This window comes from Parendozoicomonas haliclonae, assembly GCF_900174585.1.
Classification (GTDB): Bacteria; Pseudomonadota; Gammaproteobacteria; order Pseudomonadales; family Endozoicomonadaceae; genus Sansalvadorimonas; species Sansalvadorimonas haliclonae.
Map to the genome: position 1 here is coordinate 60,494 of NZ_FWPT01000010.1, position 25,758 is coordinate 86,251.

Annotated in this window: 20 protein-coding genes; 10 read left to right on the top strand and 10 right to left on the bottom strand. The window is 52.2% G+C overall.

The genetic code is table 11. The annotated features are described in order from the left end of the window. Positions 1 to 2: 2 nt before the first annotated feature. The 5 genes from EHSB41UT_RS19035 to crp form a co-directional block, all read right to left on the bottom strand. Complete coding sequence (locus EHSB41UT_RS19035) at positions 3 to 1,301, bottom strand: amino acid permease (RefSeq protein WP_133060579.1); 1,299 nt, start codon at positions 1,299 to 1,301, stop codon at positions 3 to 5. Next, positions 1,279 to 1,947, bottom strand: a complete 669-nt coding sequence (locus EHSB41UT_RS19040; protein ID WP_087112453.1) for a SanA/YdcF family protein — start codon at positions 1,945 to 1,947, stop codon at positions 1,279 to 1,281. The genes EHSB41UT_RS19035 and EHSB41UT_RS19040 overlap by 23 nt, the downstream gene beginning before the upstream one ends. Positions 1,948 to 2,014: 67 nt before the next feature. Next, on the bottom strand, positions 2,015 to 3,259 hold the full coding sequence (locus EHSB41UT_RS19045) for a hypothetical protein (RefSeq protein WP_165767335.1): 1,245 nt from the start codon (positions 3,257 to 3,259) through the stop codon (positions 2,015 to 2,017). 39 nt (positions 3,260 to 3,298) lie between these two features. Continuing rightward, positions 3,299 to 4,438: a tRNA (uridine(54)-C5)-methyltransferase TrmA gene (gene trmA, locus EHSB41UT_RS19050; RefSeq protein ID WP_278248165.1), complete on the bottom strand. Its 1,140-nt coding sequence runs from the start codon at positions 4,436 to 4,438 to the stop codon at positions 3,299 to 3,301. Positions 4,439 to 4,476: 38 nt separating this feature from the next. Next, entirely contained in the window at positions 4,477 to 5,127 is a 651-nt protein-coding gene (crp, locus tag EHSB41UT_RS19055; RefSeq protein WP_087112456.1) for a cAMP-activated global transcriptional regulator CRP, read from the bottom strand. Between the two features lie 355 nt (positions 5,128 to 5,482). Between crp and EHSB41UT_RS19060 the strand changes: the two genes are divergently transcribed. Then, the gene (locus EHSB41UT_RS19060) at positions 5,483 to 5,902 is read left to right on the top strand and encodes an OsmC family protein (RefSeq protein WP_087112457.1); all 420 of its coding nucleotides are present in this window, start codon (positions 5,483 to 5,485) and stop codon (positions 5,900 to 5,902) included. Between the two features lie 235 nt (positions 5,903 to 6,137). Beyond that, positions 6,138 to 9,014 carry a serine/threonine protein kinase gene (locus tag EHSB41UT_RS19065; RefSeq protein WP_133060580.1) on the top strand — a complete coding sequence of 959 codons (2,877 nt, stop codon included), beginning with the start codon at positions 6,138 to 6,140 and terminating at the stop codon, positions 9,012 to 9,014. A 77-nt stretch (positions 9,015 to 9,091) separates the two neighbouring features. Here the strand turns inward: EHSB41UT_RS19065 and hemJ are convergent, their stop codons facing one another. Both hemJ and EHSB41UT_RS19075 read right to left on the bottom strand, forming a co-directional pair. Continuing rightward, positions 9,092 to 9,511 (bottom strand): protoporphyrinogen oxidase HemJ, encoded by a 420-nt coding sequence (gene hemJ, locus EHSB41UT_RS19070; RefSeq protein WP_242667370.1) that lies wholly within the window; start codon positions 9,509 to 9,511, stop codon positions 9,092 to 9,094. A gap of 37 nt (positions 9,512 to 9,548) precedes the next feature. Next, a complete protein-coding gene (locus EHSB41UT_RS19075) occupies positions 9,549 to 11,312 on the bottom strand; it encodes a chloride channel protein (RefSeq protein ID WP_165767336.1) in 1,764 nt (587 codons plus the stop codon). A gap of 171 nt (positions 11,313 to 11,483) precedes the next feature. Here EHSB41UT_RS19075 and argC point away from each other — a divergent pair, with 171 nt between their 5' ends. From argC to erpA, 4 genes are all read left to right on the top strand, one after another. Continuing rightward, complete coding sequence (gene argC / locus EHSB41UT_RS19080; RefSeq protein ID WP_087112461.1) at positions 11,484 to 12,530, top strand: N-acetyl-gamma-glutamyl-phosphate reductase; 1,047 nt, start codon at positions 11,484 to 11,486, stop codon at positions 12,528 to 12,530. Between the two features lie 29 nt (positions 12,531 to 12,559). Beyond that, positions 12,560 to 13,345: a DUF6776 family protein gene (locus EHSB41UT_RS19085; RefSeq protein WP_087112462.1), complete on the top strand. Its 786-nt coding sequence runs from the start codon at positions 12,560 to 12,562 to the stop codon at positions 13,343 to 13,345. A gap of 3 nt (positions 13,346 to 13,348) precedes the next feature. Beyond that, a complete protein-coding gene (locus EHSB41UT_RS19090) occupies positions 13,349 to 13,816 on the top strand; it encodes a bactofilin family protein (RefSeq protein ID WP_242667362.1) in 468 nt (155 codons plus the stop codon). An 85-nt stretch (positions 13,817 to 13,901) separates the two neighbouring features. Continuing rightward, positions 13,902 to 14,255 (top strand): iron-sulfur cluster insertion protein ErpA, encoded by a 354-nt coding sequence (gene erpA, locus EHSB41UT_RS19095; RefSeq protein ID WP_087112463.1) that lies wholly within the window; start codon positions 13,902 to 13,904, stop codon positions 14,253 to 14,255. A 53-nt stretch (positions 14,256 to 14,308) separates the two neighbouring features. Here erpA and EHSB41UT_RS19100 read toward each other — a convergent pair whose 3' ends face one another. Further along, on the bottom strand, positions 14,309 to 15,532 hold the full coding sequence (locus EHSB41UT_RS19100; RefSeq protein WP_087112464.1) for a protein kinase domain-containing protein: 1,224 nt from the start codon (positions 15,530 to 15,532) through the stop codon (positions 14,309 to 14,311). A 310-nt stretch (positions 15,533 to 15,842) separates the two neighbouring features. Here EHSB41UT_RS19100 and EHSB41UT_RS19105 point away from each other — a divergent pair, with 310 nt between their 5' ends. The 3 genes from EHSB41UT_RS19105 (at position 15,843) to EHSB41UT_RS19115 (ending at position 18,592) form a co-directional block, all read left to right on the top strand. Beyond that, positions 15,843 to 17,057 (top strand): argininosuccinate synthase, encoded by a 1,215-nt coding sequence (locus tag EHSB41UT_RS19105; RefSeq protein ID WP_087112465.1) that lies wholly within the window; start codon positions 15,843 to 15,845, stop codon positions 17,055 to 17,057. A 134-nt stretch (positions 17,058 to 17,191) separates the two neighbouring features. Then, positions 17,192 to 17,797 carry a hypothetical protein gene (locus EHSB41UT_RS19110; protein ID WP_087112466.1) on the top strand — a complete coding sequence of 202 codons (606 nt, stop codon included), beginning with the start codon at positions 17,192 to 17,194 and terminating at the stop codon, positions 17,795 to 17,797. Between the two features lie 132 nt (positions 17,798 to 17,929). Beyond that, positions 17,930 to 18,592, top strand: a complete 663-nt coding sequence (locus EHSB41UT_RS19115; protein ID WP_133060581.1) for a hypothetical protein — start codon at positions 17,930 to 17,932, stop codon at positions 18,590 to 18,592. Between the two features lie 52 nt (positions 18,593 to 18,644). Here the strand turns inward: EHSB41UT_RS19115 and acs are convergent, their stop codons facing one another. Both acs and EHSB41UT_RS19125 read right to left on the bottom strand, forming a co-directional pair. Continuing rightward, positions 18,645 to 20,585 carry an acetate--CoA ligase gene (gene acs / locus EHSB41UT_RS19120; protein WP_087112581.1) on the bottom strand — a complete coding sequence of 647 codons (1,941 nt, stop codon included), beginning with the start codon at positions 20,583 to 20,585 and terminating at the stop codon, positions 18,645 to 18,647. Between the two features lie 217 nt (positions 20,586 to 20,802). Next, a complete protein-coding gene (locus EHSB41UT_RS19125) occupies positions 20,803 to 22,008 on the bottom strand; it encodes a PP2C family serine/threonine-protein phosphatase (protein WP_165767337.1) in 1,206 nt (401 codons plus the stop codon). Between the two features lie 176 nt (positions 22,009 to 22,184). On the opposite strand from EHSB41UT_RS19125, the gene EHSB41UT_RS19130 reads away from it, so the two are divergent. Further along, positions 22,185 to 25,685: a PAS domain-containing hybrid sensor histidine kinase/response regulator gene (locus EHSB41UT_RS19130; RefSeq protein ID WP_207626707.1), complete on the top strand. Its 3,501-nt coding sequence runs from the start codon at positions 22,185 to 22,187 to the stop codon at positions 25,683 to 25,685. Positions 25,686 to 25,758: the final 73 nt, after the last annotated feature.

Sequence of the window (25,758 nt, forward strand, 5' to 3'; positions counted from 1 at the left end):
TTTCAGGAATAAATCAGGCTCAATACCACAATCAATATCCCAAAGCTGACAGTCGGCCAGAACCAGAGGCCGGCTGGCAGCGCTTTTATTTTCCCTTCCTTTCTCAGTTTCAAAGCCATCGCGGCTGGTAAAAGAATGGCCAGAACGGCCAGAGCCAGCGCGGCGAAACTCAGTGCGGTAACAAAAGCACCTGGCAGATAAAGTGCAATCAGCAGTGGTGGAGTAAAGACTGCCACGGCAGTGAGCGCGCGTGAGTGAGAGCCTATGACCGAGTGGATAAAATCAAAGAAGCCCAGCCCAACACCCAGAAACGAAGTGACCAGTGCCAGATTGGTGAAAATATGAATCACCGATGAGATGGGAAGAGTATCGTTCGGCTGAAGGTTGACCAGCTGTTCAATCAGGCTGGCAACCGAGCCCTCTCTGGCGATTATGGCCAATGTCTCGTTATCCAGCTGGCCAAGAGTGACTCCAAGCCACAGCAGATACAGCACTAAAGGAAGCAGGCTGCCAAAGATAAAGACCTTCTGCAGTTGGGGACGGTTGGCGTTTGCATAGGCAATCAGGCTGGGAATGCTGCCGTGATAGCCAAAGGAGGTAAAAATAACCGGGAGCACTGCCAGTGCTGCCACTAGTGTGTGGTCTTCAGCACTGCCCTCATAAGGATTGCCCTTATTAAGAGCACCACCATAAAGGTTGCTGAGCTGAACATCCGGCGCCAATAGCACCAGTGAGATCAGAAAGGTGGCCAGCATGCAGAAAAACAGCAGGCGATTGCAGGCATCGACATTGTGAGCACCAATGGAGGCAATGGTGCCGAAGATAAGCACAAACAGACACATGGCCCAGCCGGACGTGCTGAAAAATCCCGGCGAGTGATTTGCAGTGTAAGAGTAGGCACTTATGTAAGCAGCGATCTGCTCACCACCGCCAGCGATGTAAGCAGCCAGCAAGGCATAAAAAAGAAATGAGGTGGCCAGCAGGCAGATAAACCGCCCCGGGCGCCCCAGAGTTTTCCGGGCCATAACAAACAGGCTGTTGCCCGTGCCGGTGGCAAGGTTGACATCGAGAGTCAGGGTGGCGGCAAACGCCATAAATACCCAGCACAGCAGGAGCAGGGCAATCAGCAGCGGGAAGCCCAGTCCGTAAGAGATGATCGGCAGTGCCAGCATGCCGGCACCTATCGTCGTGCCGGCCACAATCATGGTGGCTCCCAACAGGGGAGAAGAATAAAACAGTGATGATTTTGGCATACCCACAGGATAGGCGTGGATAAGGCTATGTGGGTGGAGTTTCCCCAATAATAATATCCGGGCCGAGCACGCGGGGGCCGGTACCCAGGATATGGGTTTCAATCACAGCGAGCACCCGGGCCAGCGCTTCACGAATACGGTTACTGTAATCCTCGGGAATCAGGATGCCTCGGGCGTTGTAGGCGATCGCATCAATATTGTTCTTTCGGGCAATGTAGAGCGCCCGTTCATTCTGGAACTGCTGGGAGATAATGATAAAGGTATCCAGACCAAACACCTCTTTGGCCCGAATGATGGAGTCCAGAGTTCGAAAGCCGGCATAGTCCCGATAGATGCGCTCGGCAGGTACGCCAAGGGTGATCAGATCCCGCTTCATGCGGGTCGGTTCATCGTACCAGCGTGTACCGTTATCGCCGCTGACCAGCACATAACCGATCTTCTCTTCCTTGATCAGCGCTGCTGCGGCTTCCATGCGGCGGCGGTAGTGCCAGTTAAAGTCACCGTCGCTGGTATAGCGGCTGGTGCCAAGCACCACCGCAACCTTGTGGGCTGGAATACGATTGATATCAGAGTAGAGATAAGGCTTGGCCGTGCGGGTGATCAAAAGATTGCAGAGAGAAATGATCAGCAGCAAGGCAACAGCAGCGAGGGCCGCTAAAGCCAGAACTCTTCCGCTGTTGAGCCATTTGAGCATACAGGTTGAAGCGCGTCCGGGTGCGTATTTTGGTAAAGACTACCTTCCCCGGAGGGTCGGAGTAAAGTCAGCGATTTTCAATCACTTCCATCTGGGGCTGTTTGCTTTCCGGGGGCTGCAGCCGCTGCTCAATAATATCCACCAGACTTGGCTGTCCGGCGGTATCATTCATAGGTGCTGGAGAGTAACTGGTATCCAGCTGACGATGCAGAGCATTCAGCAAAGAGGCGGGGTTATTCACCATTTGAATACGGCCGCCCATCAGATGGTCTGTGGTGCTTTCCGGGCGTACAAAGATAACTGGCAAGCCCATTTGCGAAGCCAGCCAGCCAACAGTGGAGCGGTGGGTAATCACCAGATCAGCCGTTGCTCCCAGCGTCACGGTAGGCACTTCGGTAATCAAGCGAAGATTCTCCGGTTGGGGTGTTGTCGATTCTCCCCGGGTATTGACCGTGCGCGGGTGAGGAGTCATCAACCATTGCAGATCAGAACGCAGGGCAGCGGCTTCTTCAATCACAGCGAGGCTGCGCTGAAAATCCTCACCATAACCACCGGCCACCAGAATCACCGGTCTTTCATCCAGATTCAGACCTTGCTTAAGGGAAGCTTTGGTATTGTTGGCAAAGCTTTCCTGCCACTCATTCAGAGCCGGATGGCGAACAACGCTGGTTCTGTGCTTATGGGTGTAGTCTTCCGGGAAGCTGTTTTTCAACAAAACAGTGGTGACCAGTAACTCTTCTGCAACCGGTCGGGTCAGCTCCAGCCAGGGTTGAACCCATTGCTGCCCTTCGGGTGATTCCAGATTGTCATAAAAGGCAATGGTCCAGACACCGGTATTCCAGAAGTCGCGGGCGATCTGGGCCTGTCCAATATGTGCCATACCGGTGATCACAACTTTCGGCTGGAACTGTTTTACCAGCGTGCTGCGTAGGCTTTCGGGGAGAAGGGCGGTGCGGCTTTCAAACAGTTGCTGTTGCTCTTCCGGAGAAAGTTGTTCATGCAACTGGGTAATATTGTTGTTGTCAGCAAACAGCCCTGCTGCAGGCCCAAAGGTGATGACTTGTGCCTTAATATTTTTGGCTGCCAGCTCTGGCAGTGCTCGCAGAAAGGCACGCCCATCGCCATTGTCATAAGCCACAAACAGCACATCAATCGGTGCTGCTTTGGATGATGAATTCTTTTTCTGGGTTGGATTAGATGCACACCCACTCAGGTAGAGGGCGCAGAAAACCACGATCAGTGGCATTACCCACCAAAAGGTATCGGGCATGGTGCTGGAGATGGAGCTGGAAGAAGACTGGAGCATGGGCATTCTTATTTATGCTTTTGCTCCAGTCTAGCAGTCGGAGTGTTACTCGGTCACCGGTTTGCGGGTCAGTAGTACACCGGTTTCCATATGGTCGGTGTAAGGGAACTGATCGAACAGAGCCAGACGTTCGATCTTATGGGTCTGAGTCAGTGTTTTCAGGTTGTCCTGCAGAGTTAACGGATTGCAGGAGATATAAACGATTGTCTCAAACCGCTGCACCAGAGCTTCCGTGGCTGGGTCCAGACCGGCCCGCGGTGGATCAACCAGAATGGTGCTCAGGTTGTAGCTGTCCAGATCCACATCACTCAGGCGGCGGAACTCACGTTCCTTATTCAGAGCCTGAGTGAACTCCTTGCTGGACATCCGTGCGATAGTCACGTTCTCAACATTGTTCATTTCAAAGTTGATCTGTGCCGAGTGAACAGAAGACTTGGAAATCTCGGTCGCCAGAACCCGGTCGAAATTGCGGGACAGCACACAGGTAAAGTTACCGTTGCCGCAGTAGAGTTCAACCAGATCACCGGAACAACCGGTGGTCACATCCTTGGCCCAGCCCAGCATCTTTTCATTAATGCCTGCGTTTGGCTGAGTGAAACTGTTTTCCACCTGATTGTAACGCCAGGTTTCACCATCAACAGTCAGTTCTTCGGTGACCCAGTCTTTGTCCAGCAGCAGCTTCTGCTTGCGGGCACGACCAATAATATCGACACCAAATTTTTCCCGCAGCGGGCGAGCGGCTTCTTTCCAGGCCTCATCCAGCTGACGATGGTAGAGCAGGGAAACCAGTGCTTCGCCGGTCTGGGTGGTGAGGAATTCAATCTGGAACAGCTTCCGGCGGAGAGTGTCATGTTCGCAGACGGCTTCTAGCAGCGGCTGCATCAGTTCATTAATACGGGTGGAACCAACCGGGAATTGCGTCAGGGCAATCCGCTCACGGGTGGCCTGATCGAACATGATGTAGTTGGCCTTGTCGCCTTCGTGCCAGATGCGGAATTCGGCACGCATACGGAAATGTTCAGGGGCGGAAGCAAAGACCTCTGGCGCAGGTGGCTGAAAGTCAGCCATCAGCTGCTGCAGCTTTTCAACCTTGTTCGCCAGCAGAGAATCGTATTGTTCGGGAAGAGTGGCACCGGCGGAGAGACCGGCGCTGTTGTCGTGGGAGCTCATCGCGGCAACCGTCACCTGTTCAGCAATCCTTGAAAAGGCGACGGATGATACGTCTATCGGGTCCCAAAAACTACCATGGTTTTCCCTTTGACGGAGACCATGCCTTCATCTTCAAGGTTTTTCAGAACCCGGCCCACCATCTCGCGGGAACAGCCAACAATCCGGCCGATCTCCTGACGGGTCACGCGAATCTGCATGCCATCGGGATGGGTCATGGCGTCGGGTTGCTCACATAGATCAAGCAGAGTGCGGGCCACACGGCCGGTCACATCCAGGAATGCCAGATCACTGACCTTACGGGTGGTAATCTGCAGGCGCTTGGCAATCTGGCTGCTGATCTCAAAAAGAATATCCGGGAATTCTCTGGCCAGCTCCCGTGCTCGAGAGTAACTGATCTCAGCGATATCGCAGTGAGTGCGGGCGCGGATCCAGGCTGAGCGGGTGGTATCCAGTTCGCTGAGGAACAGACCCAGCTCACCGAAGAAGTCGCCACGGTTGAGATAAGTGATGATGATTTCACGACCATCGTCGTCTTCTACGAAGACTGTGACGGAGCCGTCCAGTATGTAGTAGAGAGTATCAGCCGGATCGCCAGCACTGATGATGTTGCAGCGTGACCGATAGTGGTGGATATGGCAGTGATTAAGGAACCGCTCAAGGCGCTCCTTACTTTCTGGGGGTATATGTCGCGTACGTACTACCATTTAAAGACATTCCGGTCATGCCGTGGTTTTCTCACCATCAAGGCAGATCCCACATTGCTTCTTATATTTGGTTTGAGAGCTCGCACTTAATGACTGAGCCCATACCCTCGTTTAGTGCTTATTCTTCGAGTAGGTAACACTTTATCGTGTTGAATATTCATGTCGAGTCCCTGTCCCGAAAAATAGCGCTAAATGAGATTTCCATCTCATAGCTGTTATTATGGAAACTATGGTAAAACACACCGGTTGCCGATAACAAACTATGACTTACCAGTTATCGGAACATCGTTGTCTAAAATTAAACGTCGTACAATTTTTAATCAGTTACTGACGGAAAACGATCCAGAGACAGGTTATGAAAGCGCAAGTAAAGTGGGTTGACGGTATGCGATTCGCCGGCCGTTCTGCCAGTGGTCATTCCATTATGATGGACACCACTGCCAAGATTGGCGGTACGGAATCTGCTCCAAGTCCAATGGAGATGATTCTTCTGGCTGTTGGTGGCTGTTCATCTGTTGATGTGATCAGTATTCTCAAGAAAGCCCGTCAGGATGTGATCGACTGCGTTGTTGATCTGGAAGCTGAGCGGGTTGATGCGGTTCCTGCCGTGTTCAGCAAGATTCATCTGCACTTTGTGGTGACCGGTCGTGATTTGAAAGAGACTCACGTAAAGCGTGCGGTTGAAATGTCTGCCGACAAATACTGCTCTGCCTCGATTATGCTGGGCAAGGCTGGCGTAGAGATTACTCACGACTATGAGATCAGAGAAGTCTGATTACTTTTAAAGGGGCTGCCAAACGGCGGCCTCTTTAGGCCAAAACCATTGTTGTCGGTCTGAATAATTACAACTATACCTGCACGTCTTCCCAGACAATGTGAAAAGCAGGGCAGACACAATGACGCCTAGGCCGCTGGCAGTTTGCAGGGGGATTTTAACAACACTGCTTATACCTCTATTGCTATTGGTGACATCTCAGCTTTCGTCTGCTGGGATTTCAACGCTGTTGATTTTGAAGGGGCCTTTTGGCCTTTCCGTCAGATTGCCCGATGGACATCCTCTGACTGAGGTTATCCAGCAAAGATTAACAGAGGCCGGTTTTCTGGGAGGTGTGACGGATACGCTTCCTGACGTAGACAGTGCCCAATCTTTTCAGGTGTTCCATGATTCTGTTGATGAGATCAGTTTCACCGCCCCGCTTGCCAGAGTATCAGCCACTCTCACAGCAATACCTGAAGAGCAAAAACGTAAAGATGATAAAGGCGATGGACGCAGCTGGTACAAGTTGAACCGGAAGCAGCCCTTTGTCGTTGCTGCTGGTCATGACGAGAGTACACGGATCTGGCGCGATCTGTTGATTGAGACAGAAACGGATTCTGATGATTCCGACATACGCTGGCTGCTGTTTAAACCACAACCCTCGGCAAGTAAAACCCTAGAGGCCAGTCAAACACTTCCCGAGCCTCTCTTTACCCCGTATTACAATGTTTACGATAAAAGTGAAGACCCACCGGTTTATCCGATAGACGAAACCAGACTTCAGTCTCTCACCGAAGAGTTTCATAGTTCGGATGATATTCGTAATCCCGATCTGGAAATGCTCGTTGCTTTTTATCGGAGGCTTGAAAGAAAGACGCAAACGCTAGTGACCTCCTCAGGAGCCGAAGGTTTGCCATTCCCAGAAAAAGCAGAGTCTTATAACGAGTCGGCTTACCAAGAATACAAAAAGCTGACCTGGCAGTTGGAGCTGCGTGACGTTTTCTATTGGGCTTATCTTGCCGGTGTTCCCTGGAATCAGCTGCAAGAGCTATCGGAGTATTGGCGGGGGAATCCCACACAGCACCCCAGTGAATCGCCGGAAGTGGATAGGATGCTAAAAATTCTGGCGGGGATGCCCAAAAATCTCGTGAAAGGCGCTATGGCTCATATTATGAAAGGGTACGCCAGCTCGATTAGAGGATCTGCACTGCCTGAGCCACTTTTGAAACAGTTTGTTGATCGTCTGACCGTTCTTGATCTAAAAAGCCCACCGCAAAATTTTATTGGCCGTTATGATATTTATGATCTGCTTGTGGGCGTCACGAGCCGGGATGGCAGTTCTATCAAAAGCTATATGCAGTCGGTTTATAGAACCTACCGCTTTGTCAGTAACAGTGACTCAGGAAAAATGTCACATAACCACTGGCTGATGGCCGTGACCGAAAGAATGCGGCAGGCGGGGGAGCTGTCATACGAGGTACTGAACTCGGCCTATGGCCATCATTACCCTGCGCGTCTGCCCAGCCGGGATCAAGTCAGGCAAACCAGTGAACAGCTTTCAACCTGGTGGGAAGAGATGCAGGCTCAGGAAGCCACATTGGTTTCTATTCCCAGAGGTTATCCTTACCAGAGTGTTTACTTTCAAAAGGTAGAACCTGATAGGCATGTGAACAGTCAGGATGACTTCTCTCTTTATCACACTGCTACTCTTCCGGGGCATACGGTTCCTAAAAGCCTGAAGTTGTGGCGAGAGGATATTACACTCGAAGCTCGGCAGAATGAGCTGGCGTTCTATCAGGCTCTTGATCGGCTGAGTTCATCACTGGCCCGGCCGAAATTTATTCCTGCTGTTGATCGCGTATTGCTTCATTCCGGCGATGAGTTTGATGGTGATCTTGCTGGTCTGGTCTTGCCGCAGGTTTCCTCGTCCATGGCGGAGGCTTTTCAGCCAGGAACCGATTTGCCGGTTCGACAAAAGCTGGAAGTCTTGATTCAGACGGCTGCTGCCCTTGAGTGGCTGCATGGAAAAGATATTGTCCTGAGTCATATCGATAATGCCACCGTAAAAACAGCGCTATTGCCTGCCAATATTCGTATTAATGAGGTGGGGGCAGCTGTTTGTACTTCATTGATGGCCGCGCGTATCACCGCCAGCCATATGCCTTTTGCTCACTTCCTGTTCTCTCCGGAGGATATGTACCCTCAGGCTGTGAGCGCTGTGCAGATGGATACGATGGCGTTTGGCCGATTCATTGCCGAGCTGGTACTGGAGAAGTCATTTCCTTACTTCTCTCAGGCTATTGATGCTGCGCAGAACGCAATAGCTCCACAGGAAAACCCAGAGCTGGATGATGATGCTGGTGGAGAGCGTGGTGAAGAGGAAGCAAGACCGCAGCCGGTTGCTCTGACAACCGAAGACTGGCTCAAAAGAAAGCTGCTCTCTTTTGCTGTGCTTCTCCTTCAGGCTGGTGAAATTGATCTGCCGTATATCCGGAATCAGCTGACTGAGTTTCGGGGGTTGTTTGTGCAACCGGCCCCTTTACCATTTATTGCCATGCCGCTACAGCCAGCTCCAGCAATAAATGTGGTCACGCCTCCAGTCAGCTCTTCCGCTACGAGTGCGGTCAAACATATTGATCCTCTCAATGTTGGGGGAGCTTGTAACGTTTGCTTCCAGACGTTTACCAGTCAGGATCGCAGCCGTAATGCCATGCGTTTTCTGCTGGGTAATGGTGAACTGTCGAAAATCTACTGCCGCGCCTGCAGTGAACGTTTGCTGCAGGGAGGTGACACTGATCCGATTACCAAACAACCTTTGGTTCAGATGATGAGAGATGTTGGTGGTCCTGAGGATCTGGGTGAACTTATGGAAGCAGAGGAACAGCAAAAAGAGCTGGATATTGAACAGGCGCGGCAGGAGCAGCTCCAGTTAGAGCAACACATGGCATTGCAGCAGCAAGCTGTGAGACCGGTTATAGTCGCCCCTCCTGTATCAGGTGCAGGAGCTGTACAGGGAATAGAAGAGGGTATGCGACAACTGCATATGTACCAACCGCGACAGCCGGCTCAGGAAGGCTTTGGCATCAGGCTCGTCAACTGGTTCAGTAATTTGGGGAAGTTGGGTAAATAAGCGCGAAGGCGTAAATCTTTCAGAGGCCGTTGATGCTTTGTGATCGGTTATCTCAAAGCATCAACAGCTCCGGGCATTCAGAATGGTTTGACTACCACCAGAATAATTATCGCCAGCAAAAACAGCACCGGAACCTCATTGAAGTACCGGAAAAATTTATGGGACTTGGTATTGGCATCCTGGGCAAACTTCTTCATGTAGGCGCCACACATATGGTGATAACCAATCAGAAGTACAACCAGCGTCAGCTTGGCATGCATCCAGCCCTGCTCCATATAACCCGGTACCAGGTGTAGTAACCAGCTTCCGAGAATGATTGTTGCCAGCATGGATGGCAGCATAATGCCCCGGTAGAGTTTGCGCTCCATAATCTTGAATCGCTCACGTCCTGCCTCATCAGTGGTCTCGGCGTGATAGACAAACAGCCGCGGCAGATAAAACAGTCCGGCAAACCAGCAGACCATTGCGATAATGTGAAAGGCTTTCACCCAAAGGATCATAAAGCTCCCCCTGTCGTGTTCTTATTGCTGCCTACTATAACCGATAATGCTGCTGCAGACTCTCTCTGGTGATAATGCCTAGGGGCTGCGGATTGGTTTTATTATTTTTATCTGCACACACGTACAGACTGTCGATTTGCCGTGAGGTCATCAGCTCCAGCGCCTGCAGTGCTGTTGAACGCGGGGAAATAGCACCGGTTTCCATTCTGTGTGCAGGTATCCGCATCAGATCGAGCTGGCCGGTCTTTTGATTCAGCGCCGCATCAATTAATAAATCTTCATCGGGCTGCTCCAGCAATCGCAGAGCTTCACTGCAGGCCATAATCGCTTTCGGGCGCATATCATCGTAAATAAGCAGCCATTCTGTGGAATCGATCAGTTTATCCTTGAGTGTGCTGAACGGTTGGTAACGGTCCAAAGGCAAAACCCGCGCCTCCATCATGCTCACCACACCTTCTTTTCCCAGAGCCTGACGCAGCGGATCTTTCACCCGATCAAAACCCCAGGAGTCGAGGATTTGTTCAAACACACCCTTGTGGTTCATCAGCAGACTGGCAATCAGGGTGGCAATAACGATGGCGACCAGTGAAGGGAATAACAGCTCCGGGTTTCGGGTGAGTTCCACCACGGTTACGAGTGCCGTTAACGGAGCCTGCATAACGGCACCCATCATCGCGCTCATGCCGAGCATGACATGAAAACCTTCATTACCGGTTTTTAGGCCAAAAGCCTGAGAGGTGAGCGTTGCCACCAGTGCACCGCCAATACCACCGATAAACAGGGTCGGGCCAATTAATCCGCCGGGTACGCCAAGGCCAACGCTGAATGCCGTTGCTGCAAGTTTGCAGCCCAGTACGACAGCCAGAAAAAACGGCAGCTGTGATTCCTGCATCAACAGGTTAATCGTGTCATAACCCACGCCCATAATGGCAGGAGCAGGTACCGCCAGAATGCCGGTTACTGCGGCAGCCAGAAGCAGTCGAACCTTTGGAGAAAGATGAAGAGTCTTTTTATTACTGAAGGTGATCAACCGACAGAACAGTGTTCCCAGCAGTCCCATGGCAATGCCCAGCATAATCACCAGCGGAAGTTCATCAATAGGATTCACGGTCATCGGGGGAACCTGAAAACCCTGCTGAGCTCCATAAAACCATTGGCTTAGGGTCGCGGCACAAGCGGAAGCGAGCATAATCGGCAACAGTGTTGTGACCGAAAACTCCAGTAGCAGGATTTCCAAAGCAAAGATGACACCGGCTACCGGAGTATTAAAGGCAGCCGAGATAGCAGCCGCTGCGCCGCAGGAGACCAGCAGCCGCAGACTGTTATTGGGCAGGCGCAGGCATTGACCCATCAGGCTGGCCGAGGCACCCCCAAGATGCACGGCTGGTCCTTCCCGACCAATAGAATGTCCGGTCGAGATGGCCACAGCACCGGCAAAAAACTGATTAAGAAAATTGCCCATTAATAGCCGGCCCTGGTGCCAGTCCAGACGCTCAATCACATGAACAACGCCGACCCGGTGATATTTGCGGTGGCTGAACTGGGCAATCCCGATAATCAGCACAGCACCACCGAGGGGCAGAAGCAGGCGTACCTGCCAGGGGAGCTTTTCAAACGCCAGGCCGGTGGGGTCATTGATAAAGAGTGCCGTCAGCAGGGTAATTAATTCCCGAAACAGCGCAATCACCAACGCGGTGACAATGCCGGCAATTAAACCAAGAAGAGCGAGTTGAGGCAGGGCTTCGAGAGTCGCCAGTTTATGCCGAAAACGATTGAGATCGGGTGGGGATGGGAGCATGAATGCTTCGCAATCAGTGAGAGAGTCAATGGGTGAAGGTTTCAATTCTACCATGAAAAGTGTGGGAATCATGCGGACGCAACCGGGATTCCTGCGATATGACTACTGCAATACCGGGGTGCCACTGTTTATAATGGCGCACACTCGAACAGTGATAACAGGTGAGGGAACGTGATTAAGGCTGGCATCGTCGGTGGTACAGGGTACACAGGAATTGAGCTGCTGAGACTGTTGGTTCAGCATCCCGCTGTCCAGTTGCAGGCGATCACCTCCCGAAGCGAGGCCGGCAAGCAGGTCAGTGAACTGTTTCCCAATCTGCGCGGGCATCTGGATCTGCCATTTACCGAACCGGACGTTGAGACCCTGGCGGCCTGCGATGTGGTGTTCTTCGCGACACCCAATGGCGTTGCCATGAAGCAGGTGCCTGCGCTGCTGGAGCGTGGAGTGCGGGTTATTGATCTGGCGGCGGATTTTCGTATCCGTGAAGTCGGTGTCTGGGAGCAGTGGTACAAAATGCAGCATGCCTGTCCGGAACTGCTGGGCGAAGCCGTGTACGGTTTGCCGGAAGTGAACCGGGACGCTATTCGTCAGGCCCGTCTGGTCGCCAATCCTGGTTGTTACCCCACTGCGGTTCAGTTGGGCTTTAAGCCTTTGCTGGATGCAGGGCTGTTGCAGGAAGAGAGCCTGGTTGCTGACTGTAAATCCGGTGCCAGTGGCGCGGGCCGTGGTGCCAATGTTGGTACCCTGCTTTGCGAAGCCGGGGATTCCTTTCATGCCTATGGAGTGAGTGGGCACCGGCATCAGCCCGAGATTGAACAGGGGTTGTCGATGATGTCTGCCGGTGGCGTGAACCAGCTCACGTTTGTTCCTCATCTGCTGCCGATGATTCGTGGCATTCATGCGACACTATACGGACGCTTAAATAACCCGGAATCACACTCTTTGGCGGATATTCAGGCCCTGTATGAACAGGCCTACGCCAATGAGCCTTTTGTTGATGTTATGCCGGAAGGCAGCTTGCCGGAGACCCGCAGCGTTCGTGGGGCAAACCACTGTCGGATCGCGGTTTATCGTCCCGGCAATAATGATACTGTTGTTGTCCTTTCGGTGATCGACAATCTGGTCAAGGGTGCTGCCGGTCAGGCCGTACAGAATATGAATATTATGTTTGACCATCCTGAAAGTGAGGGGCTGGGTCAGGTGGCTTTACTTCCTTGAAGCTCAACACGCCTTAGAGGATAGGTGAATTGAAAAACTGGTTTCGTGGGGGCTCGAAGCAAACTGCATCGGCTGCCAACGGTGGCAAGCGATTGTTGGTGGTGCACCATGATCCGTCCCATCAGCTACGTATCAAACTGCTGGTCGGGCTGCTGTTTGTCGGTGCCGCTATTACCTGTTTTTACCTGGGTATTACCTTTGCTACCAAAGAGCTGACCATCCTGCGTTCCGAGCTGGCCAGCACAAAGGCGGAAAACGGCACGCATCTGCAGGAGCTTGATCAGCTGCAGCGCAAGGTGGCCATTCTGGAGCGCGGAGCCTGGGTCAGCCGGGAAGCCGCTGAAGAGATCCGCCTTGAGCTGGTCAAACTGAGGGAAGAGAAAAGCATTCTGTCCCGCGATCTGCGTTTCTATCGCGGGATTATGGAGCCGAAGTCCGATCAGGGTGTCAGCGTACAGAGCTTTGAGCTGCTGGCGACGCCGGTGCCACGCAAATTCCAGTGGAAGATTGTGGTGGTGCAGAATGCCAAGGAACACAAGCAGCAGCGCGGAACTTTGCAGACCCGCATTGATGGCTTTCAAGACGGCAAAAAGGTTTCGTACACCCTCGGGCAGTTGTCCGGGATGAAAGGAAAGAACGGTCAGAGCCTTGGCTTCCAGTACTTCCAGCGTCTCCCCGGAGACAGTGCCTGGGGCACTCTGGAGTTGCCGGAAGGTTTTGAACCGGAGGCGATGGAAGTGTCGATTCAGTTGACCAGCCCGTCACGGAAGGTCATTAAAAAAACGTTTGAATGGTTTGTTGAGGAGTCTGACTAGGGTATGTGGGGTAAGAAAGATCAGGTCAAGATGGCATCAGCCAATAGTGACACAACCACGCTGATTGCTGACGGCACTGAAATTCACGGCGATATCCGCTTCCGTGGCGTGATGCATGTGGAAGGCAAGATTGAAGGCGATATCTGGGCGACTGAAGGCACTTTCCGTCTGGTCGATGGTGGCGTTGTTGAAGGTGATATCAAGGCACCTCACGTCATTATCAACGGCACCGTGAAAGGTGATGTTTACGCCACCGAAAAGCTGGAACTGGCCAGCCAGGCCGTGATTACCGGCAATGTGTATTACAACCTGATCGAAATGGTTATGGGCGCCCAGGTTAATGGCAGCCTGGAGCACTGCAGCGTGGTTCAGGAAGAGCCAAAGGCGATTGCCGCGCCATCTCGTGAAGCATCCCGTGAACAGTCACGGGAGAAAGTGGTCGAAGCTGAAGAAGCGGTTGTCGCTGACTAAACTGTCAGATAGATAGTTGTAATAATTGACTCATTTACTCGGATATGAGGGAATATCCGAATATGTTGTAAGGTCTGGAGGTCGAATGTCTGCCGCCGAAACTTTTGTTCCGGAGCCCATTATTTTCAGCGATAGCGCTGCTGCCAAGGTGAAATCCCTGGTTGAGGAAGAGGGCAATGGCAATCTTATGCTGCGTGTTTATGTCACGGGAGGTGGCTGTTCCGGCTTTCAGTACGGCTTCAACTTCGATGAGTCCCTGGCCGAAGACGATACCGTGATTGAAAAAAGCGGTGTCCGGATGGTGGTTGACTCCATGAGCTTCCAGTATCTGGTTGGCGCTATTGTGGATTATGTGGAAGGTCTGGAAGGTTCTCGCTTTACCGTGACCAACCCGAATGCCGCTACTACCTGTGGCTGTGGTATGAGCTTTACCGTGTAAACACACGCTGTTCTGCAGACCCTTGAAAACCCGGCGAATAAAGCCGGGTTTTTTTATGTCTGAGGCTCGGATATCACCTCAAGACTTTTCAGAACCTGCTGTGCATCCAGCCTATTTTCTGGCTCCCGTCTTATCCCCGCAGCGATTAACAGCGCCAGATAAGGTTTTTTATCTGGGGCGTGGGCCAGTAATCTTGTTTCTCCCTGTTCATGGGGTGCTACGTTGCTGTGCATCCATTTTGATAGGGTGAAACTGGTTTGCAGTAAAGCCATCTGAATATTCATGCCCATTTGACCAGGCCTGGACAGCCAGGCCTCTGGTTGATGCCAGCTCACGTATTTTGGTGGAACTTTATAGGCGGGCAGCTGTTCCCGGTTATCCACTAATCCAAAGATCTGAGCGGCTACCAGCTGGGCGGCATAACAATCGCTTTTGTCACTGTAAACAAAAAGCTGTTGGTGAGTCGGGTATTGCGCCTCGGGTGCCATATAGTAAGGCGTACCAACCTGAGGTGATCTGTGTTCGCCCTGTTCATCAAGCGTACGGGCAAAACCGAAGTCAGTAATGACCAGGCACCCTCCGGCATTGACCAGCAAATTATCCGGCTTGATATCCCGATGAACGATCTGCTGCTGTTTCAGGTAATCCAGCCCATGAAAAAGCTCGGCCGTTTTTTGTTTGGCATACGGCAGGGAGGCATCCCGGGCCAACGCCAGTTTGTAAGGGCAGAAAGGCATAACCAGTGTTGGCAAGGGGAAGTTCCCCTGGTCGGGAATATAACCCAGCATGGCGATAATATTGGGGTGCTCAAGTTTACCGAGTATGGCAATTTCATTCTCCAGAGAACGCTTGTCTGCTCCCTCGGTTACCTGAACATCAGGTGGCGACGTGCCAAATTTCAGCATGGCCTCCCCACAGCGATCTCCGTTTTCGTGACGCTGACAGTGGATTAACCCTGAGAACCTGCCGCCAGCTACACCTCTCACCGTTGTATACTGTGATGCCGACTTTCCCTGAATGGTGGTGTGGGGGATCTCAGAGGGGTGAGGGGAGTAACACTCGGTTAGGGTATGGGTACGGATTAAGGCCTGAATACCGTTTTTGATCTGCTCGGTATCGGGAGCGGAGTGAAGATAGAGTTCTACATCCCTGGCTTTCGTCTTGACCGTAAAACGATGAAACCGCCCCCCGGATTCTTCCCCGGCGGTAGTCTTCCCTATCCCCAGCAAGCTGGAGAGAGAGCGTCTTTTTGAGCTATCAGAGGCTGCAGCGGCCATAACCTTCCCTAGAGAGAAATATCCGAAAATATTCGACAGGCTCTGCTCTTGAACATTAAATCGCAGGGGTATAATTGTCAGTTCGGCTGTCAGTGTTGTTATGGGTATTTGGTAAATTTTGCAGGGCGCACGACAGTGTGTAGGAATCCTAATAAAGATTAAAAAAAATTAAGTGGAGCTGTTTGATACGCTCGCTACAATTATCCTCTAAATAATAATGATGAAGCCGGTTTATTCTTTGGGGAATGCGTCAGGGGGCAGTTAACGCCACTGTAAAGAGCCGGGATCGGACAACGGAGTCGCTTGTCTTATGAAAGAAATTAATAAAGTCGTGTTGGCTTACTCCGGTGGTCTGGATACGTCAGTGATCGCCAAATGGCTGGAAGACACCTACCTCTGTGAAGTGGTGACCTTTACTGCTGATCTTGGTCAGGGAGAGGAGGTCGAGCCGGCCCGTGCCAAGGCAGAAGCACTGGGTATTAAAGAGATCTATATCGAAGATCTGCGGGAAGAGTTTGTCCGTGACTTTGTGTTCCCGATGTTCCGTGCCAATACCATCTATGAAGGTGAGTACCTGCTGGGTACCTCTATTGCCCGTCCTTTGATTGCCAAGCGGCTGGTGGAGATTGCCAGTGAGACCGGAGCCGATGCCATCTCCCATGGTGCGACCGGCAAGGGCAATGACCAGGTTCGTTTCGAGTTGGGAGCTTATGCGCTCAAGCCGGGTATTCAGGTGATTGCTCCCTGGCGGGAATGGGATCTGAACTCCCGGGCCAAGTTGCTGGCTTACTGTGATCGGCACGGCATTGAGATTCAGAAGAAGAAAGGAAAGTCACCTTATTCCATGGATGCCAACCTGCTGCATATTTCCTATGAAGGTGATCTGCTGGAAGACCCATGGAATGAGCCGGAAGAAGATATGTGGTTGTGGTCGGTATCCCCGGAAAACGCCCCGGATGAGCCCACCTATATCGAACTCACCTACAAGTCCGGTGATATCGTCGCCATTGATGGCGTAGAGATGTCCCCAGCTACCGTGCTGGCTCATCTGAATAAGGTCGGCGGTGCCAACGGTATTGGCCGGGTGGATATTGTTGAGAACCGTTATGTCGGCATGAAGGCCCGGGGCTGCTACGAAACCCCGGGGGGCACGATTATGCTCAAAGCGCATCGGGCTATTGAATCGATCACCCTGGACCGGGAAGCTGCCCATCTTAAGGATGAGCTGATGCCGCGCTATGCCAAGCTGATTTACAACGGCTACTGGTGGTCCCCGGAGCGGGAAATGCTGCAGGCCATGATTGATACCTCCCAGACCTATGTCAGCGGCTGTGTTCGCCTGAAGCTGTACAAAGGCAATGTGACTGTTGTGGGGCGGGAGTCGGATCTGACCCTGTTTGATGAAAGCGTGGCCACCTTTGAGGATGATGCCGGTGCCTACGATCAGAAAGACGCAGCTGGCTTTATTAAACTGAACGCTCTGCGGATGCGGATTGCCGCCCAGAAAGGACGTAAGCTGCTCTAACGTCGCCGTTAGGCAGGCTATACAAAACGGGATGCTTTCGAGCATCCCGTTTTATTTTGCAGGAAATTAAGGAACTGTCGGTCAGTAATACTGTCCGAGTTGTTTTAGAAGAGCCATTGGATAAGGAGTGTCCAGTGCTGAAATTCCCGGTTTTCCAGATGGGCGGAAAGACTGTCGATATGTCGGACTGCTCTGCCAGCGATAAAGAATGCCTGACCGCGTTCTTTATCAAGACCCCAGAGACCCAGACGCTGTCATTGCCACTTATGAGTGTGCCGGCTGAGATTCCCGTTCTGACCCAGCAGATATCCGGTTGCTCGGTTATCAGTGAAGCAGATAATCCCCCTGATCATGATGATGACTCCGGCTTTGGTGAGGGGGAGAGTGAGCCTTTATCGCCGACAGAGTCCCAGATGAGCTTCAGTATCGCCAGTGTGGAGCTAGAGAAGAAAACTCTCGATCTGGATATTGATCTTATGCATATGGAGCTGGATCGGGCCCTGCGTGATAAAAAAACGGCCGATGCCCGAGGTATTCTCCATAAAGCCATTGAAACTGTCGTCAATAGTGGTCAGACCATCTGGCCTGAGCAGATGCACTTGATGGCGGCCAGAGTCGTGCAGGCTGAAGGCGATCATAACCTGACCCTGAGACTCTTAGAGCGCGTCAGGCCCTGTCCGGAAAGTGAATGCTGTCGTGGGTTCTCATTAATTCACCAGAGGTATTTTCAGGATGCCTAGCAATGTTTTCAGGCATTAAAATCTCAACCTCTTTCTGATGCGATGTTGCGGGATGTCGAATTTGGCCTGATTAAGTCTGCCAAAGGGTGTGGCTCTGAGGTCTGTGCTCAGGTTTTACGACAGAGTCCGCTTTTGAATGACCCCAACCAAAAAAGTCACTATATCCAGATTCTAAAAATCCAGCTTTTGGCGATTTCAGGAGACGTTTCTACCGCTCAGCAAAGAGCAAAGGGGCTCCCGCAAGGCTGGAAGAAAATAATTGATGCGTTGTTTAACAGCCGTCAGTACCAAAAGCTAATCGCCTTTCAGCTAGAGCCGGGTGCCAGTATTGAGGATCAGGCAGAGTTTTGTTTTTACAAGGCAATGGCTCTGCATAATCTGGCGTTTCGGGATGTGAAATACAACAAAGGCAGAATGTCCGAAGAGTTTGTAAAGCGATTGCAGGTTATGTTGAGTTGGGCAGACGCCCTTTGCAAAGACAGTATTCGACTGAGTTATAACCATAAGGCCTTGTCCCAGCGTGCCCATATTCTCGGTTTGAAAGCCGAGCTGGTGCTGGATGACGAAACCTATGATGACCTTCTCGATGAGCAGAGTCTGTATTTTGAACTGGCTAATGCCGCAGATCCCGATCGAAAATTACGCCAGAAAGGACGCTGTCAGGAATGGCGCTCCGATGAGCATTGGGCCAAAGGGGTACTGGCAGACAGAAGGCGGGCATTAAAACGAGATCAGCGTCATAAGCCTTATGATCGTGATGAGCGCCGTATAAGGAAAAAGCCCGGAAGGCGTTGATTTTATCAATCACCCCACCGGGCCTTTGGAGAGTCAGTGACTCTGACTTTTATCAGGCACTAACCTCTACCCGATCAGCAATCAGCTGATCAACAACGCTGGGATCAGCCAGTGTTGAGGTATCTCCCAGACTGTCACACTCGCCTGCAGCAATTTTGCGCAGGATACGACGCATGATTTTACCGGAGCGGGTTTTTGGCAGGCCCGGAGCATTCTGGATGATGTCCGGTGTAGCAATCGGTCCAATCTCCTGACGTACCCACTTCTTGAGATCGGCTGCCAGATCAAACGAGTAATCCACACCACTGTTCAGGGTGACATACACATAGATGCCCTGACCTTTAATATCGTGTGGATAGCCCACCACCGCAGCTTCCGCGACCTGATGGTGAGCGACCATCGCACTCTCAATCTCGGCAGTACCCATACGGTGACCGGAGACATTGATCACATCATCAACCCGGCCGGTGATCCAGTAGTAACCGTCTTCATCGCGGCGGGCACCATCACCGGTGGTATACATACCCTTGAAGCTGGTGAAGTAGGTCTGAACGAAACGTTCATGGTCACCGTAAACGGTACGAGCCTGACCTGGCCAGCTGTCCAGAATCACCAGATTGCCTTCACCCGGACCATCAATAATATTGCCCATATTATCGACCAGCGCCGGCATCACACCGAAGAACGGGCGGGTGGCTGAACCCGGTTTCAGAGCGGTAGCACCCGGCAGTGGGGTAATCATCGCGGCACCGGTTTCTGTCTGCCACCAGGTATCCACGATTGGGCAGCGACCTTCGCCAACAGTCTGGTGATACCAGTGCCAGGCCTGCGGGTTGATTGGCTCACCGACAGTGCCGAGCAAACGCAGACTCTTACGGCTGGTGCCTTCTACGGCTTGCTTGTCATGGGCCATCAGTGCACGAATAGCCGTTGGGGCGATATAGAGAATGTTGACGTTGTATTTATCAACAATCTGGGACACCCGGTTCACGCTGGGATAATTCGGTACACCTTCATGCATCACAATGGTGGCACCATTACACAGTGGACCATAAACCACATAGGTATGACCGGTGATCCAGCCCACATCGGCATTACACCAGAACACTTCCCCATCACGGTAATCGAACAGATACTCGTGAGTCATGGAGGCATAAACCAGATAGCCGCCGGTGGTGTGCAGAACGCCTTTTGGTTTGCCGGTTGAGCCTGAGGTGTAAAGGATAAACAGCGGATCTTCCGCACCCATTTCCCGGGCCTGGCAGTGTGGAGATGAAAGCTGCTGCAGCTCATGCCACCAGACATCGCGATGATTGTGCCACGGGATATCGGCTCCGGTACGGCGATAAACAATGACCTTCTCAATAGTGCGAATGTCAGGATGGGTCAGAGCCTCATCCACATTGGCTTTGAGTGCGGTTGTCCGACCACCACGAACACCTTCATCGGCAGTAATTACGATCTTGGCATTACTGTCGATAATCCGGCCGGCCAGTGCTTCCGGAGAGAAGCCGGCAAACACAATAGAGTGAATCGCACCAATCCGGGTACAGGCCAGCATGGCGACTGCAGCCTCAATCACCATCGGCATATAGATGGCGACGACATCACCTTGTCGTACGCCTTGGGATTTCAGGGCGTTGGCAAAGCGGGACACCTCTTCGTGCAGCTCCCGGTAGGTGATTTCCCGCTGCTCGCCGGGCTCATCACCTTCCCAGTAGATCGCAACCTGATCACCCTTGGTTTCCAGATGGCGGTCCAGGCAGTTATGGGAGACGTTGGTGGTGCCGTCTTTAAACCATTTGATATCCACATGGTGGTCATCAAAGGAGACGTTTTTAACTTTGGTGAAAGGGGTAAACCAGTCGATCCGTTGACCATGCTCACGCCAGAATCCTTGTGGATTGACGATGGATTGCTGGTACATCTGCCGGTATTTTTCATCATCAACCATCGCTTCGGCAGCCAGTTTGGGGCTTACGGGAAACAGCATTGGTTTTGAATTCTCGGGGTTGGTTTTTTCGGGTGCAGTCTGCTCGTTCTTATCCGAGGTAAGCATAGACACTCCTTTTTATTATTTTTTTTGATTATGTATTTTTATTATTTTTCGTTTTTCAATGATGACGTAACGAATGGGATTGTCACGTTTGTTGGGCATATTAGGCCATTAGACCTTGGTCTAACAGCCAGTGTACCGCGCTTTGTTGCGATTACAGAATGCTGACCAGTGCCGTTTTATTATCCCGCTGGTCTGGTTCGCCCGTTATTTTCAGATGCTGCAGAGTGGTTTCATCGGAAACATCTACGAGTGTGGAAGCAATATCCAGCGCAGAAGGGTTGCGAGCCTGGGTGAACAGCTTGTGGGCCAGCAGACCCATATCGTAACGGCGGATTAACTCGAACAGGCCATCAGAGCCTTGTACCAGAAGGTGCTTCTGGGAGGACTCCTGAGGCAGCATCATACGTACCACCTTTGGGCGTGCAGAAATGGCGGCTGCACAATCCCCATCACCAAGTGAGCGGGTCATATTGATGCCTTCTTCTGAATCCAGACTGGATAGGTAACGACAGTCCGCTTCCATCCTGAACAAGCCCCTTTTCTCAGCTGATTCCATATAGAGAGGGTTATCCAGAGAGGCATCCTCGCTTAAGGGAATGACTTTGCGGTACGGTGTGACCAGCATGGCCGGGCTGTCACCCGTTGCGGCAACCCAGAGTTCTCGATCTTTGGATGGCCCGTGGTTGATAACGACAGCTACGGTGGCAGTGCTGCCACACGAGGTGCCTTCTCCAGACTTGATGGCTTCAAAATGAGCATCGGTAAATGCGATTTTAAAAGCGTTGAACATGGCCGGGCGCAGGTCACCACCATAGTGCTTGATATATTGTTCCAGGCGTGTTTTGAACAAAGTCAGCATGCGGCTTTTCAGGAATTGCGAGCAGTCTTTGCCACCATGACCATCAAACAAGGCATGGTACAGAAACTGTTTCTCGACACGCTTGACCGGTAAAGTGAAACGAGCAGCCGTACAGGTGTCTTCCTGGTAGTCGCGAGCCCCTTTTAAGCTGGCGCAGGCCACATTTTTTCCCAGTAAAACTCTGGTCTTTTTCTCGTCGTCGGTATGAGTTACGACCAGTTGATTACGTTCTGCGCGTGATGATATGCCATGAAAGCAGGCAACGGTGTTACGGTTTTTTCTCTTTAAGCGGCTCTGCTCGTCCACCGAGGTCTGTCGTCTTTTCAGCTTCTGCTCAATCGCTAGCAGATTATCCACACGCCGATATTCCATATCCGTGTAGTTATCCGGGCACCGGCTCAGGTGATCTTGAGGCAGGGTGACCTGGTTGTTTTCAATATTTCGGACCGATAAGCCTACAGCGGCTGTCATGGGACGGGTCACGGTTGATCTACCCATTCTTCCTCCGGCGCTGCCTTGCCTTAGTCCGTAGCTGCTACCTGGTCGCGTAGGGCGATTTGGGTTGGATTTTGGTTTGGAGAGGGCGGTGGCCATAGTTCTGTCCTGGGGGCTTTCTGCAATGTGGAATGGGTGTTGGACAGAGACTGCACCGATGGGTGCAAACAATAGTCAGTATGACTGTCGCCCTTGCCATGATCGTGCAAATTGGTGACTATTTTCCAAAAGAACAACAAGAACGAATACCCATGAATGGCTGGTTGATTGCCCTTGTCTCCCTGATGTATGCCGGTGGCCTGTTCGCCGTTGCCTGGTATGGGGATCGTTCCCATCGCTTTCGCAGCCCTCGCTGGCAGCCGCTGGTTTACAGCCTCACTCTGGCTGTCTATTTCACCTCCTGGTCCTTCTTCGGTGCTGTCGGTCAGGCCGCCAGTAATGTCTGGCTGTTCCTGCCTATTTATATTGCCCCGCTGTTAATTATGACCCTGTTCTGGCGTATTCAGGCGCGAATGATTGCGCTGGGTAAACAGGAGAACATTACCTCGATTGCGGACTTTCTGGCGGCGCGCTACGGGCGCTCCCGTCTGGTTGCTGTAATGGCGACGCTGGTCGCAGTCTTGGGTGTGGTTCCCTATATCGCCCTGCAGCTGAAGGCGATTGTTATGGGATATACCCTGCTGTCTGACAGTGAGTATTACCTGACCGGTATGGCGACCTCTCTTCCCGATGCGTCGGATAATATTTTGCTGGTGGCACTGGTGCTGGCTGGTTTCAGTATTTTATTTGGCACCCGGAACCTTGATGCGACTGAGCATCATCATGGAGTGATGCTGGCAGTTGCTGCAGAGTCGTTACTCAAGTTGTTTGCATTTCTGGCAGTGGGCATCTTTGTGGTCTGGAATGCGCCCACAGGATGGGAGCAGGAGTTGGTACAGCTACCACCTCCAAGCGGTGATGACTGGTTTAATCTGATGGCTCTGTCGTTAATCTCCATGGCTGCTTTTTTCTGCCTGCCACGACAGTTCCATACGACAGTTGTAGAGAATGCCGATATTCAGCACTTCCGGGTGGCGCGCCGGGTCTTTCCCATTTACCTGATTTTGATTGCCCTGTTTGTGCCTTTGATTGCCATCCTGGGTAAACAGCTGCTGATGCCCGGCGTGATTCCCGATACGTTTGTGATCAGCCTGCCTTTGGGATTGGGCAATCAGTCTCTGGCTTTGCTGGCTTATATCGGTGGTATGTCAGCTGCGATTGGCATGGTAGTAGTCTCAGTCATTGCTCTGGCCATCATGTTGGGCAATGAAGTGGTGATTCCTCTGCTGTTGCGAGGTCGCCGGCTGGATAAGGGGTCCCACCGGGAAATGCGTGGGGTTCTTCTTAATATCCGCCGCGGGTTGATTGTTGTCGTTCTGCTGTTGTCCTGGGCTTTTGCCCGAATGATTGAAGGGCAGTCTCTGGCTGGTTTGGGCTTCCTGTCGTTTACCGCACTGGCTCAGTTGGCTCCGGGGTTGATTGGCGGCTTGCTGTGGCGCAACAGCAACAGTTATGGCGTGGTGGCTGGGATACTGGGCGGCGGTTTTTGCTGGCTTATTTATGTGGTATTGCCTGCCGTTGGCATAACACTCGGCCCGGTTGATACGTTGGCCGGTTACTTTCCCGAAAGTGTAAATGCGGCCGGTATGCTGGTCAGCCTGCTGGTGAATCTGGTGTTTTATCTGGCGGGTTCCCTTTTGTTTTTGCCGCGCCTGCAGGAGCGGCATCAGGCCGGACGTTTCCTGGATGTTCAGGTTCCCGGTGAAAATGAGTTTCCGGGGATGAATATACGGGTGGATGAGCTGGAGCAGCTGGTCTCCCGCTTTGTCGGTGAAGAGAAGGTTCGGCAGCTGTTTGAAACCTATGCCGAGGGTGAGCAAAGCTGGTTATTCCGTCAGCGTCGTGCATCCCCGGAACTGATGGTGATGAATGAACGACTGCTGGCCAGTGTTCTGGGCGCCTCTTCGGCACGGCTGGTGATGAAGAGCCTGATCAAGGGCTCCAGTGTTGAATTCCACGATGTAGAAAATATTGTCGGGGAGGCCTCTTCTGTTCTGGAGTTCAACCGCGAACTGCTGCAAAGCTCTATCGAAAATATCAGCCAGGGGCTTAGTGTTGTAGATCGCGACCTGCGGCTGGTGGCCTGGAATCAGCACTATCTGGATATCTTTCACTACCCGGAAGGCATGGTGCGGGTCGGACGGCATATCTCTGAATTGATTCGTTACAACGCCGAGCAGGGCCGTTGTGGTCCGGGCAGCCCGCAAGAGCATGTGCGTAAACGATTGGGCTGGATGCAGAAGGGCACGGCCCATCGCTCAGAGCGAACCTATGCCAATGGCACGGTTATCCAGATTCTCGGAAATCCCATGCCGGGCGGTGGGTTTGTTATGAGCTTTACTGATATCACCGAGTTCCGGCGGGTAGAAAACCAGCTCAAGGGAGTCAATGAACAGCTTGAGGTGCGGGTACAGCAGCGGACCCGTGAGCTGGAAACCCTTAACCAGGATCTTCTGGAAGCAAAACGACAGGCTGAGCAGGCGAATAGCGCACGGCGTCGTTTTTATGCCGCCATCAGTCATGATCTGATGCAGCCCATGCATGCCGCCCGTTTGTTCACGTCAACGCTGGTGGATGAGTATCAGGATGGTCGGGTTGGCGAGTTGGGGCAGCAACTGGACAGTGCCCTGCAATCGGCCGAGGGCCTGTTAAAAGATCTGCAGGAACTCTCACGACTGGAAACCGGTAAGGTCAGCAAGCACCTTGAATCCTTTCCTATCCATGATTTGCTTGAACCACTGGCTAGTGAATATGGTGTGATGGCGGAACAGTATCAGGTTGATTTTCGTCTGCTGGACAGCAAGGCGGTGATTGCCAGTGATCGGCTTCTGCTTCGGCGTATTCTCCAGAACTTTCTCGCGAATGCTTTCCGTTATGCCGGCCATGGGGGAGGCAGCCGGGTGTTGTTGGCCTGTCGTCGAGACCGCAACGGGTTGCGGATTGAAGTGCGGGATAACGGACCGGGAATTCCACAGGAAAAACAGAAACAGGTGTTTAAAGCCTTTCAGCGGCTGGACTCCCGGGATACCCAGGGGCTTGGTCTGGGATTGGCTATTTCCCGAGGTATCGCCCGGGTGCTGGAGCATGATCTTGGTCTGCGTTCGGAAGAAGGGCGAGGGGCGGTATTCTCAATAACCGTGCCTGTGGGAGAAAAAACAGAAACACCGCTACGCAAAGCAAGGCCTGTACCGCAGGACCGTCTCAATGGACTGCAGGTGTTGTGTATTGATAATGACCCAATGATCCTTGAGGGCTTGCAGGCTTTGCTCGGTCGATGGGGATGTGAGGTTGTCACCGCGGTTGATGAAGAAGGTGCGGTTCAACAGTTGGAGTATTGTTCACCGGATATCATTCTTGCTGATTATCATCTTGATAATGGCTGTTTCGGTGTTGATGTGATTTACCGGATACGGGAAGCCCTTGAGCGGGATATCCCTGCGCTGGTGGTAACTGCTGATGCCACACCGGCGTTAAAGGCCAGATTAAGGGCAGAAGAGATTGGTTTTCTGACCAAACCGGTGAAGCCGGCCGCGTTGCGGGCCATGCTGAATCGACTGGCTGTGATCGTGGATATGCCCTGATTAGCTAGTATTTACACCTGTAGCTACCAGTGATTGTAAAAAGTCTTGATGCGTATCACATCATATCTGGTTC

What these genes read in the sequence shown, in the direction of transcription:
- EHSB41UT_RS19090 (WP_242667362.1), top strand. Translation starts at nt 13,349, where the DNA reads ATGTGGGGTAAGAAAGATCAGGTCAAGATGGCATCAGCCAATAGTGAC.
- EHSB41UT_RS19125 (WP_165767337.1), bottom strand. Translation starts at nt 22,008, where the DNA reads ATGGGTAGATCAACCGTGACCCGTCCCATGACAGCCGCTGTAGGCTTA.
- EHSB41UT_RS19060 (WP_087112457.1), top strand. Translation starts at nt 5,483, where the DNA reads ATGAAAGCGCAAGTAAAGTGGGTTGACGGTATGCGATTCGCCGGCCGT.
- EHSB41UT_RS19100 (WP_087112464.1), bottom strand. Translation starts at nt 15,532, where the DNA reads ATGGCCGCTGCAGCCTCTGATAGCTCAAAAAGACGCTCTCTCTCCAGC.
- erpA (WP_087112463.1), top strand. Translation starts at nt 13,902, where the DNA reads ATGTCTGCCGCCGAAACTTTTGTTCCGGAGCCCATTATTTTCAGCGAT.
- EHSB41UT_RS19075 (WP_165767336.1), bottom strand. Translation starts at nt 11,312, where the DNA reads ATGCTCCCATCCCCACCCGATCTCAATCGTTTTCGGCATAAACTGGCG.
- EHSB41UT_RS19130 (WP_207626707.1), top strand. Translation starts at nt 22,185, where the DNA reads ATGACTGTCGCCCTTGCCATGATCGTGCAAATTGGTGACTATTTTCCA.
- acs (WP_087112581.1), bottom strand. Translation starts at nt 20,585, where the DNA reads ATGCTGTTTCCCGTAAGCCCCAAACTGGCTGCCGAAGCGATGGTTGAT.
- crp (WP_087112456.1), bottom strand. Translation starts at nt 5,127, where the DNA reads ATGGTAGTACGTACGCGACATATACCCCCAGAAAGTAAGGAGCGCCTT.
- EHSB41UT_RS19040 (WP_087112453.1), bottom strand. Translation starts at nt 1,947, where the DNA reads ATGCTCAAATGGCTCAACAGCGGAAGAGTTCTGGCTTTAGCGGCCCTC.
- EHSB41UT_RS19045 (WP_165767335.1), bottom strand. Translation starts at nt 3,259, where the DNA reads ATGCCCATGCTCCAGTCTTCTTCCAGCTCCATCTCCAGCACCATGCCC.
- EHSB41UT_RS19105 (WP_087112465.1), top strand. Translation starts at nt 15,843, where the DNA reads ATGAAAGAAATTAATAAAGTCGTGTTGGCTTACTCCGGTGGTCTGGAT.